21 protein-coding genes and 3 tRNA genes are annotated in these 21,680 nt (G+C 33.2%); 14 read left to right on the top strand and 10 right to left on the bottom strand.

What is annotated here, in order from left to right:
* Positions 1-35: 35 nt before the first annotated feature.
* The 6 genes from nusG to infA form a co-directional block, all read right to left on the bottom strand.
* Positions 36-581, bottom strand: coding sequence for a transcription termination/antitermination protein NusG (gene nusG / locus CLAVI_RS03940; protein WP_194844290.1), 546 nt, complete (start codon positions 579-581; stop codon positions 36-38).
* 6 nt (positions 582-587) lie between these two features.
* Entirely contained in the window at positions 588-833 is a 246-nt protein-coding gene (gene secE / locus CLAVI_RS03935) for a preprotein translocase subunit SecE (protein WP_194844289.1), read from the bottom strand.
* A gap of 68 nt (positions 834-901) precedes the next feature.
* Positions 902-974: transfer RNA gene (locus CLAVI_RS03930), tRNA-Trp, on the bottom strand.
* Positions 975-1,019: 45 nt separating this feature from the next.
* Positions 1,020-2,201: an elongation factor Tu gene (gene tuf, locus CLAVI_RS03925; RefSeq protein WP_194844288.1), complete on the bottom strand. Its 1,182-nt coding sequence runs from the start codon at positions 2,199-2,201 to the stop codon at positions 1,020-1,022.
* 58 nt (positions 2,202-2,259) lie between these two features.
* Positions 2,260-2,331 (bottom strand) — tRNA-Thr (locus CLAVI_RS03920).
* Positions 2,332-2,412: 81 nt separating this feature from the next.
* Entirely contained in the window at positions 2,413-2,634 is a 222-nt protein-coding gene (gene infA / locus CLAVI_RS03915; RefSeq protein WP_194844287.1) for a translation initiation factor IF-1, read from the bottom strand.
* Between the two features lie 280 nt (positions 2,635-2,914).
* On the opposite strand from infA, the gene CLAVI_RS03910 reads away from it, so the two are divergent.
* The 6 genes from CLAVI_RS03910 (at position 2,915) to CLAVI_RS03885 (ending at position 7,721) form a co-directional block, all read left to right on the top strand.
* The gene (locus tag CLAVI_RS03910) at positions 2,915-3,727 is read left to right on the top strand and encodes a hypothetical protein (RefSeq protein ID WP_194844286.1); all 813 of its coding nucleotides are present in this window, start codon (positions 2,915-2,917) and stop codon (positions 3,725-3,727) included.
* 71 nt (positions 3,728-3,798) lie between these two features.
* Entirely contained in the window at positions 3,799-4,242 is a 444-nt protein-coding gene (locus CLAVI_RS03905) for a SufE family protein (RefSeq protein WP_194844285.1), read from the top strand.
* 82 nt (positions 4,243-4,324) lie between these two features.
* Positions 4,325-4,397: transfer RNA gene (locus CLAVI_RS03900), tRNA-Ile, on the top strand.
* Between the two features lie 42 nt (positions 4,398-4,439).
* The gene (locus tag CLAVI_RS03895) at positions 4,440-5,216 is read left to right on the top strand and encodes a hypothetical protein (RefSeq protein WP_194844284.1); all 777 of its coding nucleotides are present in this window, start codon (positions 4,440-4,442) and stop codon (positions 5,214-5,216) included.
* A 175-nt stretch (positions 5,217-5,391) separates the two neighbouring features.
* Complete coding sequence (locus CLAVI_RS03890) at positions 5,392-7,392, top strand: hypothetical protein (RefSeq protein ID WP_194844283.1); 2,001 nt, start codon at positions 5,392-5,394, stop codon at positions 7,390-7,392.
* A 164-nt stretch (positions 7,393-7,556) separates the two neighbouring features.
* Positions 7,557-7,721 carry a hypothetical protein gene (locus CLAVI_RS03885; protein ID WP_194844282.1) on the top strand — a complete coding sequence of 55 codons (165 nt, stop codon included), beginning with the start codon at positions 7,557-7,559 and terminating at the stop codon, positions 7,719-7,721.
* A gap of 84 nt (positions 7,722-7,805) precedes the next feature.
* Here CLAVI_RS03885 and CLAVI_RS03880 read toward each other — a convergent pair whose 3' ends face one another.
* The 3 genes from CLAVI_RS03880 to CLAVI_RS03870 are packed head-to-tail and all read right to left on the bottom strand — an operon-like array spanning position 7,806 to position 10,777.
* Positions 7,806-9,500 carry a HEAT repeat domain-containing protein gene (locus CLAVI_RS03880; RefSeq protein WP_194844281.1) on the bottom strand — a complete coding sequence of 565 codons (1,695 nt, stop codon included), beginning with the start codon at positions 9,498-9,500 and terminating at the stop codon, positions 7,806-7,808.
* A 43-nt stretch (positions 9,501-9,543) separates the two neighbouring features.
* Entirely contained in the window at positions 9,544-9,897 is a 354-nt protein-coding gene (locus CLAVI_RS03875) for a histidine triad nucleotide-binding protein (protein ID WP_194844280.1), read from the bottom strand.
* The gene (locus CLAVI_RS03870) at positions 9,851-10,777 is read right to left on the bottom strand and encodes an MYG1 family protein (RefSeq protein WP_194844279.1); all 927 of its coding nucleotides are present in this window, start codon (positions 10,775-10,777) and stop codon (positions 9,851-9,853) included. Before CLAVI_RS03870 ends, CLAVI_RS03875 begins: the two co-directional genes overlap by 47 nt.
* A gap of 349 nt (positions 10,778-11,126) precedes the next feature.
* Here CLAVI_RS03870 and CLAVI_RS03865 point away from each other — a divergent pair, with 349 nt between their 5' ends.
* Positions 11,127-13,205, top strand: coding sequence for a hypothetical protein (locus tag CLAVI_RS03865; RefSeq protein WP_194844278.1), 2,079 nt, complete (start codon positions 11,127-11,129; stop codon positions 13,203-13,205).
* Here CLAVI_RS03865 and CLAVI_RS03860 read toward each other — a convergent pair.
* Complete coding sequence (locus CLAVI_RS03860) at positions 13,202-13,489, bottom strand: DUF167 domain-containing protein (RefSeq protein ID WP_228547639.1); 288 nt, start codon at positions 13,487-13,489, stop codon at positions 13,202-13,204. The genes CLAVI_RS03865 and CLAVI_RS03860 overlap by 4 nt on opposite strands.
* Before the next feature lie 115 nt (positions 13,490-13,604).
* Between CLAVI_RS03860 and CLAVI_RS03855 the strand changes: the two genes are divergently transcribed.
* The 7 genes from CLAVI_RS03855 (at position 13,605) to CLAVI_RS03825 (ending at position 21,665) form a co-directional block, all read left to right on the top strand.
* Positions 13,605-15,716, top strand: coding sequence for a hypothetical protein (locus CLAVI_RS03855; protein ID WP_194844277.1), 2,112 nt, complete (start codon positions 13,605-13,607; stop codon positions 15,714-15,716).
* Positions 15,658-16,329: a hypothetical protein gene (locus CLAVI_RS03850; protein WP_194844276.1), complete on the top strand. Its 672-nt coding sequence runs from the start codon at positions 15,658-15,660 to the stop codon at positions 16,327-16,329. The genes CLAVI_RS03855 and CLAVI_RS03850 overlap by 59 nt, the downstream gene beginning before the upstream one ends.
* A gap of 93 nt (positions 16,330-16,422) precedes the next feature.
* Positions 16,423-17,418 carry an ABC transporter substrate-binding protein gene (locus CLAVI_RS03845; protein ID WP_194844275.1) on the top strand — a complete coding sequence of 332 codons (996 nt, stop codon included), beginning with the start codon at positions 16,423-16,425 and terminating at the stop codon, positions 17,416-17,418.
* Between the two features lie 3 nt (positions 17,419-17,421).
* Positions 17,422-18,042, top strand: a complete 621-nt coding sequence (locus tag CLAVI_RS03840; protein WP_194844274.1) for a lipocalin family protein — start codon at positions 17,422-17,424, stop codon at positions 18,040-18,042.
* Positions 18,043-18,131: 89 nt separating this feature from the next.
* On the top strand, positions 18,132-19,841 hold the full coding sequence (locus CLAVI_RS03835; RefSeq protein WP_194844273.1) for a proline--tRNA ligase: 1,710 nt from the start codon (positions 18,132-18,134) through the stop codon (positions 19,839-19,841).
* Positions 19,842-19,947: 106 nt separating this feature from the next.
* Positions 19,948-21,108, top strand: a complete 1,161-nt coding sequence (hrcA, locus tag CLAVI_RS03830; protein ID WP_194844272.1) for a heat-inducible transcriptional repressor HrcA — start codon at positions 19,948-19,950, stop codon at positions 21,106-21,108.
* A complete protein-coding gene (locus CLAVI_RS03825) occupies positions 21,105-21,665 on the top strand; it encodes a nucleotide exchange factor GrpE (protein WP_194844271.1) in 561 nt (186 codons plus the stop codon). Before hrcA ends, CLAVI_RS03825 begins: the two co-directional genes overlap by 4 nt.
* Positions 21,666-21,680 lie beyond the last annotated feature (15 nt).

Genomic DNA, 21,680 nt, shown 5'->3' with positions numbered 1-21,680 from the left:
TCTCCTATAATTTTAAGAAGTTGACATCAACTAAATCACGAATCTTGATCAAGAATGGCCTCTTCAACTTGCCAAAATTCTAAATCGTCCACTCGAGTTTCTCTACCAAAAATAGAAACCATTACACTAAGTCGTCCCTTATCATGGAAAACTTCAGATACAGTTCCTATGAAATTAACAAAAACTCCATCATTAATCTTAACATGAGCACCAATTTCAAATTTATGTTTTGGAACTACGCCAGACTTTTTCTCTTCTAAATGTAGTAAAATATCATGAACTTCTGCATCAGATAAAGGGGCTGGTTTGTCTCCTCCAAGAAAATCTATGACACCTGGAACAGCTTTTACATAAGCCCATGAATCATCAGTCAGTATCATCTTCAACAACACATAACCAGGCCAAATTCGCTTTTCTATAACTTTTTGCTCGCCCTTCTTAATCTCCATAACATTTTCTGTTGGAAGCATAATATCTTCCAAAAGATCAGCCATGCCAGAAGAAACTTTAAAATCTTCTAAAGCTTTTTTAACCTTCTTCTCTTGAGCTGTAAAAACTTGAACAACATACCAACTATGCATTGTTATCTAACCAAAGAAAAAATTCATAAAAATATTAATAGTATCAAGACCACCTTTAATCAGGCCATCTATCAAATAAACACCAGCACCAAACAATAACAAGCTCATCAGAATGATTTTTGAATAGCTTAATAAGTGCTGCTTATCAGTCCATTCAATTTTACCTACTTCTTCTTTTAAAGCCCTAGAAAAAGCCATAAAGCTTATTTTTTCTTTAGCTAAAGTAATTACTTTACGTTTTTTGTCCTTCATAACCACTGACTATAAATTTTCAAAAAATGCTCTTTAACTAAACAACATTTTTATAAAGACCTTATTTACGGGTGCGAAGGGAATCGAACCCCTGACCGGTGGCTTTGGAGGCCACTGCTCTACCAGCTAAGCTACACACCCATAAGCTTGATCATTATATGATCAAGCTCAAATTATCAGAGATAATTAAAGAATTGCTGAAACAGTACCTGCCCCAATAGTTCTGCCACCTTCACGAATAGCAAAACGCATACCCTCTTCAAGAGCAACTGGAGAAATTAATTCAACAGTTAACTCAACATTATCACCTGGCATTACCATTTCCACACCTTCAGGCAATGTAACAACACCTGTTACATCAGTTGTTCTGAAGAAAAATTGAGGACGGTAACCACTAAAGAAAGGCTTATGACGCCCTCCTTCTTCTTTTGTTAAAATATAAACAGCGCCTTTACATTTCATATGAGCTTTTACACTACCTGGAACAGCAATTACCATCCCTCGCTCAACATCACCTTTCCCAATACCTCTTAGCAACAGACCAACATTTTCCCCTGCTCTTCCTTCTGGCAAATCTTTACGAAACATTTCAATACCAGTAACAATTGTATCACGAGTATCAGATAATCCAATAATTTGAACCTTATCAGAAGTCTTTACAACTCCTCTTTCAATACGCCCTGTTACAACAGTACCACGACCAGAAATAGAGAAAACATCTTCTACTGGCATTAAGAATGGCTTATCAATTTCTCTTTCAGGCGTTGGAATATTAGCATCCACTGCATCCATAAGAGCGAGAATATTTTTAACTTGCTCTGGATCGCCTTCTAATGCCTTTAATCCTGAACCACGAATAATAGGACATCCAGCATAGCCTTTTTCTTCTAATAGCTCTGCTAATTCCATCTCTACTAAATCAACTAACTCCATATCTTCAGGTGCTATTTGATCAATTTTGTTAAGAAATACAACAATGTATGGAACACCTACTTGACGAGCTAATAAAATATGTTCTTTCGTTTGAGGCATAGCTCCATCTGTAGCAGAAACCACTAAAATAGCTCCATCCATTTGAGCAGCGCCAGTAATCATATTTTTTACATAATCAGCATGACCAGGACAGTCTACATGAGCATAATGCCGAGTAGCAGTTTCGTATTCTACATGAGAAGCTGTAATCGTAATCCCACGAGCCTTTTCTTCAGGTGTGTTATCAATGGAAGCATAATCACGAAAATCAGCTAATCCATCTCCAGCTAAAGCTCTAGTAATTGCTGCAGTTAATGTTGTTTTGCCATGATCGACGTGCCCAATCGTTCCTATGTTAACGTGAGGCTTGTTACGTTGAAAAGTTTCTTTTGACATGTCAAGAATCCTCTTAAAATATTTCCAGAAGCATTGCTTCTTTGTTTGTTTTTCATTTTGCCCGAAATAGGAATTGAACCTATGACCGCTTGCTTACCATGCAAGTGCTCTACCCCTGAGCTATCCGGGCTCTGCTCTTTGGTCATTTCACCCAAGCAATAAAAAGTGGCTCAGTCTATGAAACCAATTCAAAAAAATCAATAAGAAACCCTTAGCGATGTCGATATACAACACGCGCCTTACTTAAGTCATAAGGTGACATTTCTACTGTAACTCGATCTCCAACAAGCAAACGAATATTACTCATGCGCATTTTACCACATAAATGAGCTGCTACCTTCATTCCATTTTCCAAAATGACAGAAAAATTCATATTTGGAAGTAATTCTTGTACAGACCCCTCTAAAACTATTGTATCTTCTTTTTTTGACATACTTTCCTACAGACTAATCTTATAACAAACTAAGTTAAATCAAAGTCTCGAAAGAGGCAAGTAACATTTCTACTTAGTACCCCACATATAGAAAAAAACTAAAACTTTTTAATAAAAAATATTCACTAAATCTTATTCCTTAATAATGAATAATTTATAATTAGTCATGGTTTCTTTATAATAAAAGATGGTATTATATCAATACTTTTTATTTCTATTAAGAAAAAATATACAGTTAATTACAAATTTTTTCCAAAATATCTGTCTCAGGTTTTTTATTATGGCATTTGCCTCTAATTTATCCCATCAATCATTAAAAACAATTAACTATCCTATATTACCACTATCTTTCACAAGTCATCCCACCCTCCAAACAAATACTTCTTTTTTTAAATCTTCAAAATGCCCTCCTAAACCTCCTCAAATTTTCATACAAACAGTGCTAGGTATAGCAGAATATATTAAACACAAATGGCAAAAAATCTTAGTTTACCTTATTGCTTGGGCTCTTGTTATATCTTGTACTGGCGCTTTAAATGGATTTCAAACTACAGCTCTTCCCTTGGCACTAGGATTAGGCATTGGTTTTGGTGTTGGAATTATTGCTGGTATGATTACAGGCCTAGCTATAGATAGAAAAAATAAATATGCTGAAAAAAATACTTTGTGGGGGCTTTTAACTTTTGGTTTTTATCAATTAGATGTCTATGGAACAAGGCAAATTTTACTTTCTGTACTCATAGCAGTCCTAGCTACAGCAATGGGTCTTATTCCTCAAATTTTAGGAGGATTTTTTGGATTTTGCTTAGGAAACTCTATGGCCATGCAGCTAATTTATACCATTAAAAAGGTGAATAAACAAGTTATTCGCAATCCTATAGATGAATTTAATGGCTCAACAACAGACCCCATTTTTATATCTATATTCAATAAGCTCAGCACTACTGTTAATGAACTACAGCAAGAAAATGTAACTATCAAAGCTCAATTAGCCTCTATGGAGGCTAAGCTGGATCTAATAAATATGCAAAATACTAAAGAGGCTTCTTTTATAAATCTTTCCCCCACTTTAGAAAAAGAAATTTATAACTAAACCAAATTATTTCCTTTCTGTTATAATGATTATTTTTATTAAATTAATCACCATGCCGTTTATTAATTACCATGCCATTTACTACCTGTCTTGAAAAACAAACATCACTGATAAAAAAAATTTCATCTCTTTCTCAAAAAAAAGATATTTATAAAGAAATTATCTCCTTAGGAGAACATTTACCTACATTTAATGAAGATTGGATCATTTCAAAAAACCGCGTACATGGATGCCAATCCTTAACCTATCTTCATTCTGAAAAAAAAAATTCTGTAATTTTATTTTTTGCACATTCCAATGCATTAATTTCTGCTGGCATGGCCGCCCTCTTATTATGGATATACAATAATGAAAAAGCAGAAACTATTCTTTTGTGCCCTCCGCATTTCATCAAAGAGCTAAATTTAACTAACTTGCTCTCTCCAGGAAGGAGCAATGGATTACTGAGCATACATTTAGAAATGAAAAAACGCGCTTTACATTTTTTAACATCCTCTAATGAGGAAACTATGTAGGCACATAACCTTTATATTTAAATAAATTTGCAATCACCCATTGTTTTTAAATCCTTTGTTTGAGAACATTCTGTTTTCTATTGGGGCAGTAGCTCAGTGGTTAGAGCTCCGGACTCATAATCCGTAGGTCGCAGGTTCAAACCCTGCCTGCCCCATTAATTTATTGTAATTATAAGTAATTATTGATATCATTTTTAATGAGAATTTCTTTCTGGACTCCTTTATTTTTTTATGCTAAACAACTCACTCTACATGAATTTTTTACAGAAAAAATAGATAATTATTTTGATTTATTTCAAAAAAAAGCTATAGTCCTCCCTAGTAAATATAAAATTCAAAATCAGAGATCTGTATTATCTGATTTATTTCAAGCTCCCTTAAAAATTAATGATAAATTTTTATTAATATTAAAAATTACCTCTTACTTTTCACTAATTATTCCTATTTTGATGTTATTAGCTAAAACTCTTTTACGTAAATTTTATATATTAAAAACTGTAAAGAATAACATTGATTATATTGCAAATGAGCTCTCTACTGGATTTACTCTCCCTTCCTGGCTAACTTCTAATTTAATAAGAAGAAAATATTTTAAAATTTTTTTCGATAAAACTATAGAAGAAATAAGAAGAGCTATTACTGAAGATCCTAGCTTAAAAATCATTAGATTTGATACTACTTTGAAAACTGACCACGAACCCACTCCTTTTAGATATTGTACAGTCACTTTTTTTCATAAAAATGATCCAACAATTTCAATGTCTCTATGTATTCCAGAAAATTCCTCCTATCTTCCTAGGTTTAAATATACCCAAAAGCTTACATTAAAAACTTTTAATCAATTTTTAAGAAAAAAAGATGAACAAATAATGACAAATACAGACCCTTCTACAGTCCCAAAATGTTGTCTTCTTCCTGTAAAGATAACTTTATCTTCTGTTTTGAATGTCATGGTAACAAAAAATAATTCATGACATTTAAATAATTTTTCTGAGGCAAATTCATCTATCATCAACATCCATAAGCATTTTTTTATAAAAAAATTACTTATAAATAAAAAATTTACGAAAATAAAAAAAATAGTGATTCTGGGTAAATCTTATTAGCATTATAAGAATCATCATTTTGAAACAAAAATGTGATGGCTTAATGAATCCTATTTCTTTTTTTAACCCTGTCTCTTTTCCTCTTCCTAATCATCATGCTGCCTTTTTTTCATTTTTTAATGGAATAGAAGACTATTTTTGCATCAATTCTCATAGATTTTATGTAATGCCTTATCAAAATATTTATGATTTTGGCTTTTTTGAAGTTAAGGGAATTTCTAATCATTCTTCTTTTGTACTTACAGCTATAAAAATTATTTCTTATTTTACTTTGATAGTTCCTTTGATAATTTTAATAATTAAAATAATTATGCGCTCATTATATACATTTTACACTCAAGCGCTTAATAATTATCTAATAAAAGAACCTCCTCTTTCAATATACCCACCTCAATCTCCATCATCAAAAATAATTCCCTTGCCCATTACTAGTAAAAATCTTTTTAAAACAACTTCTATATACGCCCCAAATAAAATTAGATTTGTTATTAACATTTTAACTAAAGAGTTACCTATTATATTAAAAAAAATACATTTGCTAAACAAAGAACAACTAAAACTAGAACCTTTATTAAAAACATTTTCTTTTCAACTAGCTGGCTTTCCTGAATTTGAATTTATTATTCCATTACCTTTAAAGGACACCAGCGGTTTTTATGATTTTTGTAATACTGAACTCCTTAATACCTCATGCTTATCATTACAAAACTTATTTGATGCAATTAGAGAAGTCCAAGACACTTATGGCTTATCTTCTATTGTTATTCCTAAAACAAAAATTATATATATTCCATTAGATCAAACACGATCTTTAGCGCTTATTATAAAAGAAAACTTTTCTGCAAGCTTCCTTCAAGACCTCGAGCCTTCTCAAGCACAATCACTCACTCCTGCTTTTCAAGACTTAATCTGTCTTATTCAACACACAGGACTTACAGGAATAAAAAAAAATAACATTAAAATATTAGCAACTACATCGCTTAACAAAGGAAATCAAAATTTATTTATAGAATCATTACCCTCCTATACCAATAAACTCATTCTTTCCATGGCAACATCTATAACATTACCAAAAATGCACAATCACTCTGCTCATACAACTGCAGTATTAAAAGGTCTTCTAGAATTATCCAACTGTGTATTAACTCAGGATCAGGAAAATATAATTTCTAATGCTACTATAAACTTTGACATTAATCCTTCTTCAAAAATAAGAACCCCAGAAGAGCAATCTATAATAGAAGAAGAAAATAATGCCGATCAAACTTTATCTTCCACAACTAGCCAATTACCCATGATGAATTATCAATATGATATTCCCACTCCTCCTCCTTTACCAACAAATCAGCATGACTTAGTACCCTCCAAGGCATTCTTTGATCAACATAATTTACTTATACAAGAGATCCAAGCTTTAGCTAATAAAGAAAATCTATGCCTTGACTCTACTATAAAGCCCTCCCTCTTGCCATTAAATCTTAAATACTTAGAAGCATTCGACTCTGTTAGCACTATTTCTAAAGATACTACAAATCATTTAATCCATGAGCCTTCTTCAATTGCATCTGCTAATATTTATTCAACTAACTTTCCTAGAAAACAAAAATCTTCTCTTTCTTATTCTGATTTTTTAAAAAAAGTGACTCTTAGAGGCCATCTTTACACTCCTATTTGCATAGATATAAAAAAATTGCGTAAAAGAAAAATGAATCTTCTTCACTCGGGCATTAATATCAACAATGATATAGTGACATTAAAAATGTTCATCCAAGATATTTTAGAAAAAACTGTGAACCAGCATATAGAAGAATCTAAAAAAAGGGATATTTCACATCATGGCGGCCGTGCAGCACGCTTTGTAGCTATAAGTGGCCAATGGGAACAAGGCATTTTTCCTCATAACACCCTTCCATCAGAAATGATTCCTACAAAACAAGTAAATGGTGAATGGTTACAGTATGTTCTTCCTTTTCTCTTCCAAGAAGGTATTCTTTATTCTTATCGATGGGAAAGAAGTGAGAATATTTATCTATTACAGTTTTAATAGATTATTGATTTTTAATTATTTATTGACAAATACATTTAATTTGAAATATTATTAATAATTCGGTTATTAATATTAACCGTAATACAAAAGGAGTAATAATTGTGTTAAATGCCTTTTTAAACAAACTCTTTCCTAGTAAGGTTATTCGCTTTATAAGAGACATGATTTTCATAATAAGTAAACTTATTGACTTATTAACTGATGAAAACTTTCGGGAAAAATTAAAAGATCAAGAAACAGCCTTGAATCTTTATATTGGAAAAAAACGCACTATCATGAAAGAATTGGTAGGCTCATCCACGCTAAAATACCGCAAATCATTCTAAGAAATTTACATCCTCTCTCTTAGAATTAACGATATAAATATCACCCCACCTGAAGATTTTTATTAATTTTTTGGTGGGTTTTTCTTAATTTGAATTAAGTAATGCACTCATTGCTAAGGTACGCAACAATCTTTGAGGTTCTCTACAAGCCTCTCTACATAATAATATAGCTTTAGCATCTGAAACTCCTAGAGCAATAAAAGCTTGAAGAATGCGTGCTTTTTCATGATATCCAGATGTATAATAAATGTTTTCTAAATATGGTGTGACTGTCAAGTCTTTGCACCAAATAGCTGAAGCTAATGCTGCCTTAAACTTCAATTGAGATTCTTTTTGTAAAAAAATTTCATGTAAACATTCTTTTAATCCTACAGGTGCTGAATCAGAAAAAACACTATCTGCATAACTTTCATATTCTGGCATTAAACTTAATACTTCTTTTATACGATCTTTGGAAGAGTCTGCTCGGTTCGCTATTAACAATCTTATTAACTTTAATGATCGAATTTTTATAGATTCTTTTTGAAAAGAAGAAAATGTAAAAAATACACCTTTATCTTCTTCAAGATTTTGAGAATTTATACCATAAGTTTTTGCATATTCTTCTAAAATTTTTAAAGATTGTTCTGCATGAACCCTTCTAAAAAATAAAGTTAAAGCAAACTGTGCTTTATGATGAGGATCTTTTACATCCTGTAATGCTTCAAGAGCAACATCTGCTCCAATATCTCCACAAGCTGTTAAAACAGCAGCAAAAGCGTTTCTCTCTTTAAGATTTTTTGCTTGAGTCCCTTGTATAAGCAAATTTTTTCCTTCTTCACACCCATATAAAGCTAAAAGAGCACTTGCCCCTGCTTTTACAGAATGATGTGATGAAACAGATACTAAATGCATTAATGTTTGTTTTAAATATGCTTGATGAGATTCAAGGTATGCTTGTGGGATACGTAATAATGCTTCTATTCCACTCATTACTACCTCTACAAGGGGATCATGCAAGGCAGTTATCAATAAAGGAATCATTTCTATATTTGGAAATTTTTCTAACAATGCGCATGTTATTAAACGTTGTTGAACATCTGGTGCAGCCAAGCCTGTTATTGCTTCTTGTTGACTTAATCCATCCATTAAATTCACGAAAGCCATAAGAGCGACATTACGCTCATTTCTTCCTACACAGCTACTACAAGCTGTGCTCAATAACATTTCTGCAGAATCTTTAATTTTACGAGCTGCTAAAAAATGATAAGCTTCTAATCTTACTTTTTCAGAAAGATCTTTAGAAGCTGCCATAATTGCTTCAGTTTCTGGGGAGCCTCCACCATAGCCAGTAGCGACAGAAACACTTAACCTTCTAACTCGTATTGATGAATCTTTCATTCCTTTTTGTAAAATATGACTAAAAATAGGATCTTTAACAAACATGCCAGCCAAAACTGTTACTAATCGTACATTTTCTGCTGCTTCATGCATATTACTTAATAACTGCGCTCTACAAAAATCAAACCAACATACAATATCATCATTTAGCGCTGGAATGAAAGCTTTGTGTTCATCAAATAAAAAAAACCATTTTTCATAAGAATCATTATATGCAGTTGCTTTAAGTAAAGCCCTTGTTAGACCTTGATGAAAAGGATGTGCATTAAGAAAGTGTAAAGCATGCTTTTTTGCACTAGGATAATCATTAAGAGCTATAAAGGCTCTTACTTTGCGTTCACATTCATTATCTGGGTTTATCTGATCTTCTGCAAATACTGGCCAGACAGAGTAACACAAAGTGATAACTATAAAAAATATATACGTAAGCAAAGTCAAATTATTACTCGTTTTCAGATTCTGGATATACTGGAAACTTTTTTCCTGCCAAAAAATGAACATGTAGATGAAAGATCACTTGTCCTCCACCTACACCATTATTTACAATAATACGATATCCAGATTGATCAACCTTAAACATTCGAGCTAATTCTTGAATAATTACCCAAATTTCTCCCATCATTCCAATATCTTCAGGACCAACAGCCTGTAAAGAAGGAAAATGTTTTTTAGGTAAAATTAATAAATGTATAGGAGCATTAGGATATCTATCTTTAATAACTAAAAAACGTTCATTTTCCCATACTTTTTCAGAAGATAACTCCCCCTTTATAATCTTTTCGAACACTGTTGTCATAATGAGATACTCCTTGTAATTTCAATGTTTGTTCTAAAGCTGCTAATGCATCCTTTTTTGTTTCCCAAACAGAAACAAAGCGTCCTTTATGACAAAAAACAGCACCAGAAATTCCTGTTATCTGCTTCAACTCATCTCCTAAAAGACCTGCCCATTCTTCTGGAAAAGGCACCCTCACATCCATTCTACGCTCAAATGAAGGTGGAATCCCCCGTAGCACCCAATGTATCCCACCAGGAAACAAGACAAATAATGCTGGATGTTGCTCTCCACCTGTAGAAAAAAAAGTCTCCATCCATGGTATTACTCTTTCAAAAAGCATACAAGGAGCATCTCTTTTTGCCATTAACCCAAGAACGATCGCTCGACTTTCACAATTGTAAATAAAGCGTTTATGTAATTTTTCTAGCAACCCTAAAGTAAAATACAAAGCTTCAAGAAAAGCTTCTGTAGTATTGTCCCCATCTTCACTCGTTAAAGGATTATAAAATTTAATAATATCTGAGAAAGAACAAGAGCCAGGAGGAGAAAATACCCTTCCATTATCTTGCTCATCTACACCATGAACTAGTGAAGCATTAAAAAATTCATATTCTTCTCCAGACAATAAACCCCTTTCTTGCAAATAAATTAATATCATTCCCGCGCTACTTAATGTTCCTTCATAAGAAACTTGGTGATGATCAAACCGCTTGGATGCTGGATCATAAAGCCCACCCACATCACAAACATATTCACAAGCTGCTAACGCGCTCCCTTCTCTAGTTCTGATAATTTTATCAATATCTACTAACTTATAAAAAACGAGTAAGGCACAGGCTGTTACTTCATCTGCATGAAATGAACCGTCGTGAGTACCCACACTGCGAGGTGTTTGCACTAATCACATCCTTTAAAAAAAAGAAACAAGGGATTCTGCCTAGTTTCATTAATTCTTCAAACAAAAAAGAATAGCTAATATTTATAAACAATTGAAAATCTAGGTTGTAGCAGAGTATTTATGAATCTATTCATAATTCATTAACAACTTTTCCACAATTTATTTCTATCTATTTGCTATTTTCATTTATAACATACGCATATTTCTACATCGCATCCTATACAATTATATTCTTTATAAAAAAGAAAAAGTCTATCAAGAAAAAAATTTCATCTTTTCTCTAGTAGTATTCATAAATCTTAAAGACTCTTATGATATATCTCGCAATATAAAAACAAAAAAAAAGCTTATGCACCTTTCGCAGAAAGACCATAGTATGATTACTGAAGATGGCCTTATTATTCATATATCCAAAGAAACATCTTTACAGATAGATACTCAAGTTTTTTTTAATTATATATCTCCTACATTTTTAGGCCATACATTGCCTAAGAATCTTCTATCCTTTAACTTAAAAAGCGTCTTAGCTCAGCTGGGAATAGAAGCAATTTGCAATGAAATTACATTCAACAAAGAAGAATTAAGCGCAATTGCTGAAGTTTCTTTTATCGCTTTTGGGATGCCTGGCATTGCTATTCTTAAACAACTTGGTCTTGGCTCTTTAGTTGGCAAGTTATTTTGTGCTGATGATCGACGACTTATACGATCAATTGATGAATTAATGGCTATGCAAGCCATCAATTCTTATTTAGGACTTCCTTTAGTTGATTGGAAAAATTCTAAAAAACTTTTTCCTTATGTGAGCATAAAAGATGATCGAGCCATTGCTTATCCAGATTTACTTGCTGGCACATGGGTATATGATAATTACAAAACACTTCCAATGGACATTATTGGTCAATCTCTAAAAGAAGGTATCTCTTATCGTCCATTTCTTAAACTTCATCAAAATCGTAAAACTTATTTGAAGAGAAAAATTACTCCTGGTGAAATGTTACTTGTTAAAACCTTGCCTTTTCATATCTCTTGTACATTTGTCCGAGTTGCACATGATCAATTACCCATTGGATTTAACCATACTAGCGCAGATCTTTTGCTTCCTGAATCCACATATAGTGGTGAAATTTATGAATTGTATGGGGAATCTAAAGAAGAAATTACTCATATACCTCTAGAATTCTTTAAAGTTGAGTATAAAAAATCTTTTACAACTGTAAAAAATTCTTATCCTTTCTTGCTGGATAAACTTTCTTTTGAAACTGTCCATGCAATCTTTCAGAGCGCTCCAAAAAATATTTCAGCTGCTCTTTTTATTTCAGCTCACACCTTACTCCCTCCTCAAGCAGAATATTGGTCTACAGCCTCTTCTATATCCAGTCATTCTTTAAATATAGATTCTATTGAAAACCAATTAACTACAGATCCATGCTATCATATTTTAAAGAAGATTGAAGTCGCTCTTTTTCAAGAAGAAGGCTCTTTATTTCTCACTTATCTCCCTTCTCCTTTAATCAAAAGCTTGCTTATTTCTTTTGCTATCAGAAAACATCTCAAACGTCTTTTCTTTAAATTTTCTGATAATAAAATGCATTATCTATCAAAAGAAGAAAAAATCTTGCTTAATGATCTTCATAATTTTGGAATTATTGTTACTGAAGTAAATTTAGAAAAAAAGAGTCTAAGAGATTACCTCCCTCATGAATATGGAAGAGCTTTGTTTGTTCCTACAGAAAAAAAAGAAGCTCTAAAAAAAGCTATCTTTTTTGGTATTTATGGTTCTCACTTACCTACAACTATAAACAAACAAGATGAAATCGAGCTTTTTAAATTCTTTAAAGAGCTTCCAATAATTCAAAACAACTCGAGTCATCCTTTATTCAATAAAAATCATTCCATCGCCATTATAACAGGTGAAGGCGATGGAGCAATGAATGTTGGACAACGTATTGCTAAAAAATATAATTTTTTAAGCTGCTCTAATCAAGTCAATTTCGAAGAAAATTTAGCCCCTTCTACAGAAAATAGACGATATATAACAGCAGATTCTTCAATGAGCTATCTTTTAGAAGAGTATCTAGATAGCGAAAAAAATCTTTATGCAAATTTTCCTATATTTTTAAAAGGAGGAATTGGCTCAGACTTAGAACTAGCTATGGAAGAAAATTTAGTTGCTCTTAAGATCAAGCCCTGCATACCTATTCTTTTATTTGGGCCTCCATCTTTCTGGATAGAGAAGATGGCCCCTCGTTTTCAATCTAATTTGAAAAATAAAACTAATACGAACTCTTTATGGATCTATAACTTGTTTTTTTCTGTTCAAACTGCAGAAGCAGCTTTAAGCATTTATTCTGATTTTTTAACCCATAAATTTCTATTAGGACCTACGATTCCTCCTGCACTAAATAGTTTTAGACATCTTATTACTTAAAAAATTTGCGCAACCTTTTCTTGAAATTCTTCTTCAGATATTTCAGAAATCATAAAACGCTTATATCCTGATGTCTCCCCTGTAAGCAAAGTAACATCTCTCTTAGATAGACCAAAAAATTTAGCCAATAGTGTTACTGCTTCTTGATTTGCGGCTCCTTTTATAGGCAACGCTTGTACTCTTATTTGAAGAATTTCTTTATCCCATTTTATAACTCTAGATTGCTTGCATCTTGGAGATACCTTTACTTTAATAATAATGTCTTTTTTTTTTCTTTTAATCATAAATAAACATCCACCCCAAAGCTTTATTAAACAACAATAATTAAATTATTATATAATAATAATAATGAAACATTTATAATTTAATGGTATAAAAATTAAATTTTTAATATATCATATGAGCATTAATAAAATAAAATCCCATAATAGCCCCTCTTCTTCTTCTGATGAATTACCATTCCCTATAGGAACGCCTCCATCAGCAACCTCTCCTCTTGCAGCCATGGCTAGCATTGTAATACAAAGATCTTCTTCTGTTAACTCTTCATCTTCAGGTCAATTGGATCCTTGTGAAACCTCTGATAGAAGTGGTAATAATAGCCCATTTTCCCCTTCAAGAATCCCTAGAACATCTCACTCTCCACAAACAGCTGCTGATCCATATATAGATCCTTGGACAGGAGAACCTTTGAGCCTTGATGATGCAGCTGTTTTTTATAAAATTTTAACACCCCCAGGCACTCCACTATCTTCTGAAGGAAAAGCCACTAGCAAAATATTAGTACAAAAAGCTCTTGCATTCTCTGGTCAAATCGTTTCTAGATCATTAAGCTTTTTTGAATTAAGGATTTCAGAAGAAGAAAGGGAAAAAATCCTTCAAGCTGCCCTTAAAGCAACAAAACATGTTATCCTACAAAGTATTAAAGAAGCTATTCAAGAAGGCTGTGGCGAAGGTGGCCTCAATACATCTTGCCTTAATCTTGCTTTGCATATAGGCTCACAGCTAGGATCTAAAGCATATCGATGGATCACAGAAAGAGCAAGTGCAGCAGCTGAAAGAAGCATTGAAAGAGCCATTGATAACTGCGCTCGTCAGGCTGCTTCTGTCGTTTCAACAAATTATCCATCTAACCTCCCAAGCACTGTTTATTCAACTCCCTCTAGTCAATATCTTCAGGTTCCCTCATCTTATTCTTCACAAATTCACCATAGCCAACCTGAAGAAGCTGAAGAAACAACTTTAACAATAAAGAGTATTAGTGCTTCTGATCACTCTTTTGGCAAATTAGCAACATCTACATCTAGAGAACCTGCAACACCTCAGCCACCTAGTATTGGGGCTTTAGAAGCTCGTTTTCAGGGATTAACCTGTGAAGAAGATCTAATGCCTCTTACAGAAAAACATACATCTAAAAAAAGACACCCTAAACTAAAGCTCGCTATACCTACACCAGGTAGCGCAGCTCCTTCATGCATTCCATCTCCCTTTCAATTCCCTACTCCTTTTCAACAAGATCAAGGAACATCTTTAAGAAGTGATGTTACATGGAACAATCCACATAGACCCACAAATCCTTTTCCACAACATCCAGCCTTAAATCGACCGAGTTATTTAACTTGGGGAGCAGAACAATTTTCTTCTTTTATGGAAACAGCTTCCTCTAATTTTCAAAGTCAATTAACGAGTATGCAACAACAGATGCAGCAGTCCCTAACTTTAATTGGAAGCTTAAATGAACGTCATGCTGGATTGTGTTCACAACAAAATACAATGCTCAGCCAAATGGCTATGAGCAGTGTACCACAACAACAATGGATTCCTGGCATACACAACGACCCTAACCATATAGCCCGAAGACAAGCAGAAGCACAATTTTATGCAGCTGCTCCTCAAGCTCCTTCTCCTTCAACAGGATTAAGAGACTATGCTCGAGAGCGCATGCATCAAAAAACTCCTTCTATGGGACAGCAAAATGCCTATATACAACCTTCTGCTCATGGGTTTAATCAGAGACCACACAATTATCTAGATGACCAACAACAAGCACCAGGATACCCTCCATATCCTTATTTAGACATACCTCATTATCAAGGAGGTACAAGGCCTTCCTACCAGCAAGATCCACATAGCCAACAACAAGCACCAGGATACCCTCCATATCCTTATTTAGACATACCTCATCATCAAGGAGGTACAAGGCCTTCCTATCAACCAGCTCCATATGGTCCTTCTGTCCATAATCCACCTCAATTTCAATACCCTCAAAGAATATCACAAACAGGAGCTTGTGCTTATCCTGAGGGTTATCCATCAGGAACTTCTGGCCCACATCCACTTCAAAGTCATCCAGGTCAATATCCACAAACAGACTGTACTAGAAAAAGAAGAGGCTCAGAATCAAGTGACTGCTTTCGTTCAAGAAACGAATCCTCTCAAGACAAGAGACCAAATGTCTCTCATCCGCATGGATCTTCTACTCCTCCATCACGAGAAGAGAGTAAGTCATGATTTTTATCTTACAACCACTAATCAAATTAAAAACTGCGTAACTATTAATAATAGCTATGTTTTGCATCGTGTTAGAGAAATTTTTTTAGACAAAACCCACAATGATTATATAAAAAAAACATTACAAAAAGGAATTTCTTATAAGACAAAAAATCAAGCAAAAGCTGATATATTTCATATAAAGAAAATTTTATGGATTCAAGAACAATATAAAATTTCTTTATTCATACTAACTCAATTACATGAACACATCGCATTACTACATCAACAATTGAAAGCTTTTGAAGAATATGCCTTATCTTCCCTTCAAGTGATCTTTTTGAATTCTCACCTACATTCGTCCTCTTCTGGCATCACTTTAATTAGCATTAAATCATTAAATAGCAATGATTTTTGCGAAGAAGGAGAAAGCACTTCCTCTCTTCTACATAATCAAAATAAAATAAAAAATACTTACATATTTACCAAATCAATCCTTACTACTGCTTCATTACAAATTCAAGCTGTTCATGAAAAAGCTATGATTAGCAAGCAGGCCATGGAAAATGTGTTCTTGCAACAAAACAGGCTATTACACATTCATGAAAATCTAATAAACGATTTCTTTTTCTGATATTTCAGATTAAATTCTTTCCCCATAAACAAGAAAATCTGCTAAAAATAAATTTTTGTGCTATGTATCTTTTACATGAATATAAAATACTCAATGCGCTATCTATGGCCTTTTACTGCTTTGTTTTTTTTATGCGCTATAGCATGGTGCCTTAAAACTACACCTGATCCTCATATTACCATTGGCATATTTCAATCTAATTCTCATCCTATGTTAGAAACATGTTCTCAAGCTTGTATTGAAAAAGTAAAAGAAAGGCTAGGAGAAGATATCTCCTTCATTTCCCTAAATGCAGAAAATTCATTAAAAATAGCTCGATCACATGCAAGAAAATTGCATAATTCTTCTAAAGTGAAAGCCATTCTTACCTTAGGACCTTTAGCAACAAAAGTAATGGCTCAAATAGAAACCATAAAACCTCTTATTTTTGCTGCCATCTCAGAATCAGAAATGCCTACTTTTAGTAAACAAAATACTAATATACATGGAGTAGAAAGCCTTATTGATCATGAATTAATTGCTCTTACTGGAAAATTGATTGCTCCTGAGTCTAAAACAGCCACCATTATTCAAGGCAATAATACTACTAGTAATTTACGACATTCTCTTAAAAATCGTTTAGAACGACAAGGCTTGACTGTTACAGAAGTAGCTCTTACTTCTAAAACAAATTTTACAGAACTTACTAATACCTGCTTGCTTAATGATATTATTTTTGTGGATGTCCCTCCCGGGAATAATAGAGATTTATTTATCCCTTTAGTAGAACAATCTTTTTTATCAAAACGACCATTTATTACTACTGATCCTTCTTTATTAAATGTAGGAGCTTGTGCTTCTTGTAGTATAGATTATATTGAAATAGGATCTCTTACTGGAAATATGCTCGCTAACACATTTACTAATCAGTCATTTGGAGAAAAAATTGAAACTTTATCAACACCTAAAATTATTTTTAATAATACCATTTTACAAGCATGGAATCTGAATTTACCTTTGCTTGACAACAAGGTCATCCCCCTATTTGTTTGCAAAGAATACCCACAATCTCTTCATGATGTCATCCCTCATACACAAGAAAATAGTTAAATTATGTTATCAAAAAATATTCGTTTTATAAAAATTAGCTTAATCACATTAATGGCTTTTATGCTTTTTTCTAGCTACACAAATAAAAATAATAATTTGCTCAATGGCCCAACCATTGATCCCTCTCGCTATCAAGGAATTTGGTATGAAATAGCTCGTAATCCTGCTTGGTTTGAAAGGAATAGCGCTTTTGTATGGGTTGAATATAAATTATGTTCTAATTCAAAAAATCTCCCTTTTCTATCTATAAAAAATTCTTCTTTAAATCACGATGGATCATTTCATGATATTACAGGAAAAGCTTTGATCACAGACCCAGGATCTAACTGTAGACTTAAGGTATTATTAGGATTTTGGCCACGCTTATTTACTTATTTTAAAAAATATAATTATGGCATTTATTATGTTGATGCAGAATATAACATTGCCATTGTTGGGTATGGAAAATATTTTTGGATTTTAGCTCGTGAACCTCTCTCTATTTCTAAAAACATGCGCCAAGATCTCATAATTAAAGGTCAGAGTTATGGCTTTGCTACAGATAAAATTATCTGCACAGATTGGTCAGAAAAATCTTTAGAAAAAGCAAAAATGAAACAATTACCACCTCAAGATATTAAGTGATCATTTTTTAAAAATTATTTTTTAATTGTATTTTTTCTTTTTCTTAGCAAAAATCAACTCTTCTCTTAAAGAAAAAAAAAGCATTTTTTATGAAAGCTTCATGTTTATTTTTCCAAACATCTAAACAAAATAGCTCTGATGCAGAGGCTGCTTCCCATAAACTCCTCGAACGTGGTGGATTTATTTATAAGCATAGCAAAGGCTCTTTTTCTTTTACCCCTCTTGGAATAAGGGTTTTTCATAAATTTATTGCTATCATTCAAGAAGAATTAAATCGTATTGGTGGACAAGAACTTCTTTTACCGCTCCTTCAATCTTCTGATTTATGGAAAATTAGTGGTAGATGGAATGATTTTGTTAGTGAAAACCTTCTTTATACCTTAAAAGATCGGGAAGATCGAGAATTTTGTTTAGCCCCTACTCATGAAGAAGTGATTACTGCTTATGTAGCTAAAATGCTTCGCCATAAAAAACAACTTCCTTTGCACTTATACCAAATTTCTCAAAAATTTCGAGATGAAATCAGACCTCGGTTTGGTCTTATGCGCACTAAAGAACTTATTATGGAAGATAGCTATACTTTCTCTGAGTCTCCTGCACAAATGCAAGAACAGTATTTATTACTAAAAAACGCTTATTGTCGGATTTTTGAAAGAATTGGTGTTACATTTATTATTGCCTCTGCAGATAGTGGAAAAATTGGGAAAGGTGATTCTGAAGAATTTCATGTTGTTTGTGATGTTGGTGAAGATGCTATTCTTGTATGCAATGATTATGGCGTTAATGTTGAAGCAGCCAATGCGATTATTCCTTCTTTTGACTATGGGATTAAGATAGAAGAAAAAATTGAAATGTTTACTCCTAATCTTTCTGATATTATCTCAGTTTCTCAAGCCTTAAACATACCTTCTCAAAAAATATTGAAAACTCTTATATATAAATTATTATGTGGAGAAGTTGTCAAATTTGTTGCTATTGGTATTCGTGGTGATCGAAAAGTCAATTCAACAAAAGTACGATTATTCTTTGATGCCACTGATGCATTCCCTGCATCTCATGAAGAAATTTTAATGGTAACTGGCTGCCCTCTTGGATTTGCTGGACCTCTTAATTGCTCTTTGCCCTTCTATGCAGACCTATCAACACAGCCAATGTTAAATTTTGCATGCGCAGCAAATATTCCTGATATTCATTTTTTAAATGTTAACTGGACTATTGATGTTAATCTACCCATTTTTCATGATTTTTTAGAAGCAGAAGCTGGAGATCAATGTCCTCTTTTTCCTGAACAAACTTACTCTTTACGTCGTGGAGTTGAAGTGGCCCACATCTTTAATCTTGGCACCCGTTATAGCAAAACTTTTGGTGCTTGCTTTACTGATGAATCTGGAGAAGCTCATCCTTGCTGGATGGGAACCTATGGCATTGGTGTTGGCCGAACGATTGCTGCTTCTGTAGAACAATCTTATGATGAAAAAGGCATTAATTGGCCACTTTCTTTGGCTCCCTTTAAAGCTTCTGTCTTTGCAGCAAGCAATAATCAGGAAGATCTTGTCAAAGGAGCAAAAGAAATTTATCAGCTTCTTCAATCTCATGGTCATGAAATATTATGGGATGATCGAGATGAGCGCATGGGCTTTAAAATAAAAGATTCTGACCTCATTGGTCTTCCTTATAAAATTATTGTTGGTAAGTCGTTTATCAATGGCTCTGTAGAAATTGAAAGTAGAGCTGGGATTAAAGAATTTGTTGAAATTGCTTCTCTTTTACCTTGGGCTTCTTCTCGTCTCGTTCCTTAAAAAAATAATTCAGCACTTGGTGACTTCGACTGCTAAAAAATATTGACCAAAGATTCTTTGTTCTTTATAATCATCAGTTATTGGAATAAATGAATTTGCAGTAACCATGTTAAAACCTGTCTTAAAAAAAACAAATGGCAAATCACATCAAATCCTAATCTGCTTGATAGATTTATTTTTACAAACAGGGAAACCAATAGGATCTGAAACACTAAGGGATCATGGCCTCAATCAATTAAGCCCTGCAACAATTCGTAATTATTTTATGAAATTGGAAAAAATGGGCATGCTTCAGCAAATACACTCTTCTGGAGGACGAATCCCTACAGAAAAGGCCTTTAGATTTTATGCTGATTGTAAAGTCGCTGCTCCTGGTGTTGTGCCTGATGCCATCATTACAAAAATTCGTGCGAGTCTAAAAATGGACAACCACAATATTGTGAAAACATTACATGACGCTGCAGATACATTATCTGATATTTTAGGGTTACCAGTATTTATTTCTGCTCCTCGATTTGATCAAGATTTTATCTCAGATGTTAAGTTATTACCATTAGATAATAATCGCATTTTATCAGTAGTAATGACTGATTTTGGTCAAGTTTTTACAGATGTGTTGCTAACAGAAAGCAAAATTAGCTCTTTTTCAGCAAAACGCATAGAAATGTTTATGCGAGCACGTTTGCAGCAACAAACAGGAGTAGAACCTCTCACTGATGAAGAAGAAGCTAAAGCTTTATCAATCTATAATGAAATTATGGTACGTTTTTTAGTGCGTTATTCAAGATTTCAAGAAGAAGATCTTCATCGTACAGGGTTTTCTCGGTTGCTTAGGTTTACAGAACTTAACGACCCTGTTGCTTTAGCATCAACTTTAGCCTTATTTGAAACACCTGTACAAATGAGATTATTACTTAACCACAGCGTACGACATAACAAAATGTTTTGTCGTATTGGAAAAGAATTGGAACTTACTTCATCCACAGCATCAGCTTCATGCTCTGTTGTGACAATCCCTTTTAGGATAAAAAAAACTCCTGTTGGGGCTATTGGAGTACTTGGTCCATTAAGAGTTCCATATGGAACAATTTTTGATATATTAAATGTATTTGCTCATGAATTAACTGAGACGCTCACTTCTAGTTTGTATAAGTTTAAACTATCCTTTCGACTCCCTGATCAAGAATCTTATACATTGAATCCGACAGAGCGACTTTTGATTGAGCCTACATATGACAAATTACTGCATGTAAAGGAGAACACATGATAGAAGATGATAATATTATAGATCAGCCTGCAGAAGGTGAATCTAATGACTCAAAACCAGAAAGTATAGGCATTGATATTTTGCAAGAAAATGCAGAGTTGAAAAAATCACTTCAAGAAAAAACTAATCAATACCTTATGGCTTTAGCTGAATCTGAAAATTCACGAAAACGTATGCAAAAAGAACGTCAAGAATTGACAAAATATGCAGTAGAAAGTGTTTTAGCTGATTTCATTACCCCATTAGAAGGATTTGAAAAGGCTTTAGGATTTGCAGAAAATATGTCTGATGAGATTAAACAATGGGCTTTAGGCTTTGGAATGATCTTAGGACAATTTAAACAAATTTTAAATGATCATGGCATCACTGAATATTCTGCATTAGGTCAAATGTTTGATCCTCATCTGCATGAAGCTGTGGAAACACAAGAAACAAATGAACATCCTGAAGGAACTGTCTTACAAGAATTTTCTAAAGGATACAAGGTTGGAAAAAGAAGCATTAAGCCTGCGCGAGTACAGGTAGCTAAACCAAGTGCTTCTCAAGAAGATGAATAATAACAATAAATAATC

Source organism: Candidatus Clavichlamydia salmonicola (assembly GCF_015356765.1).
Lineage (GTDB): Bacteria > Chlamydiota > Chlamydiia > Chlamydiales > Chlamydiaceae > Clavichlamydia > Clavichlamydia salmonicola.
The sequence above is the reverse complement of the archived record's forward strand: the minus strand, read 5'-3'. Positions and strand labels throughout refer to the sequence as shown.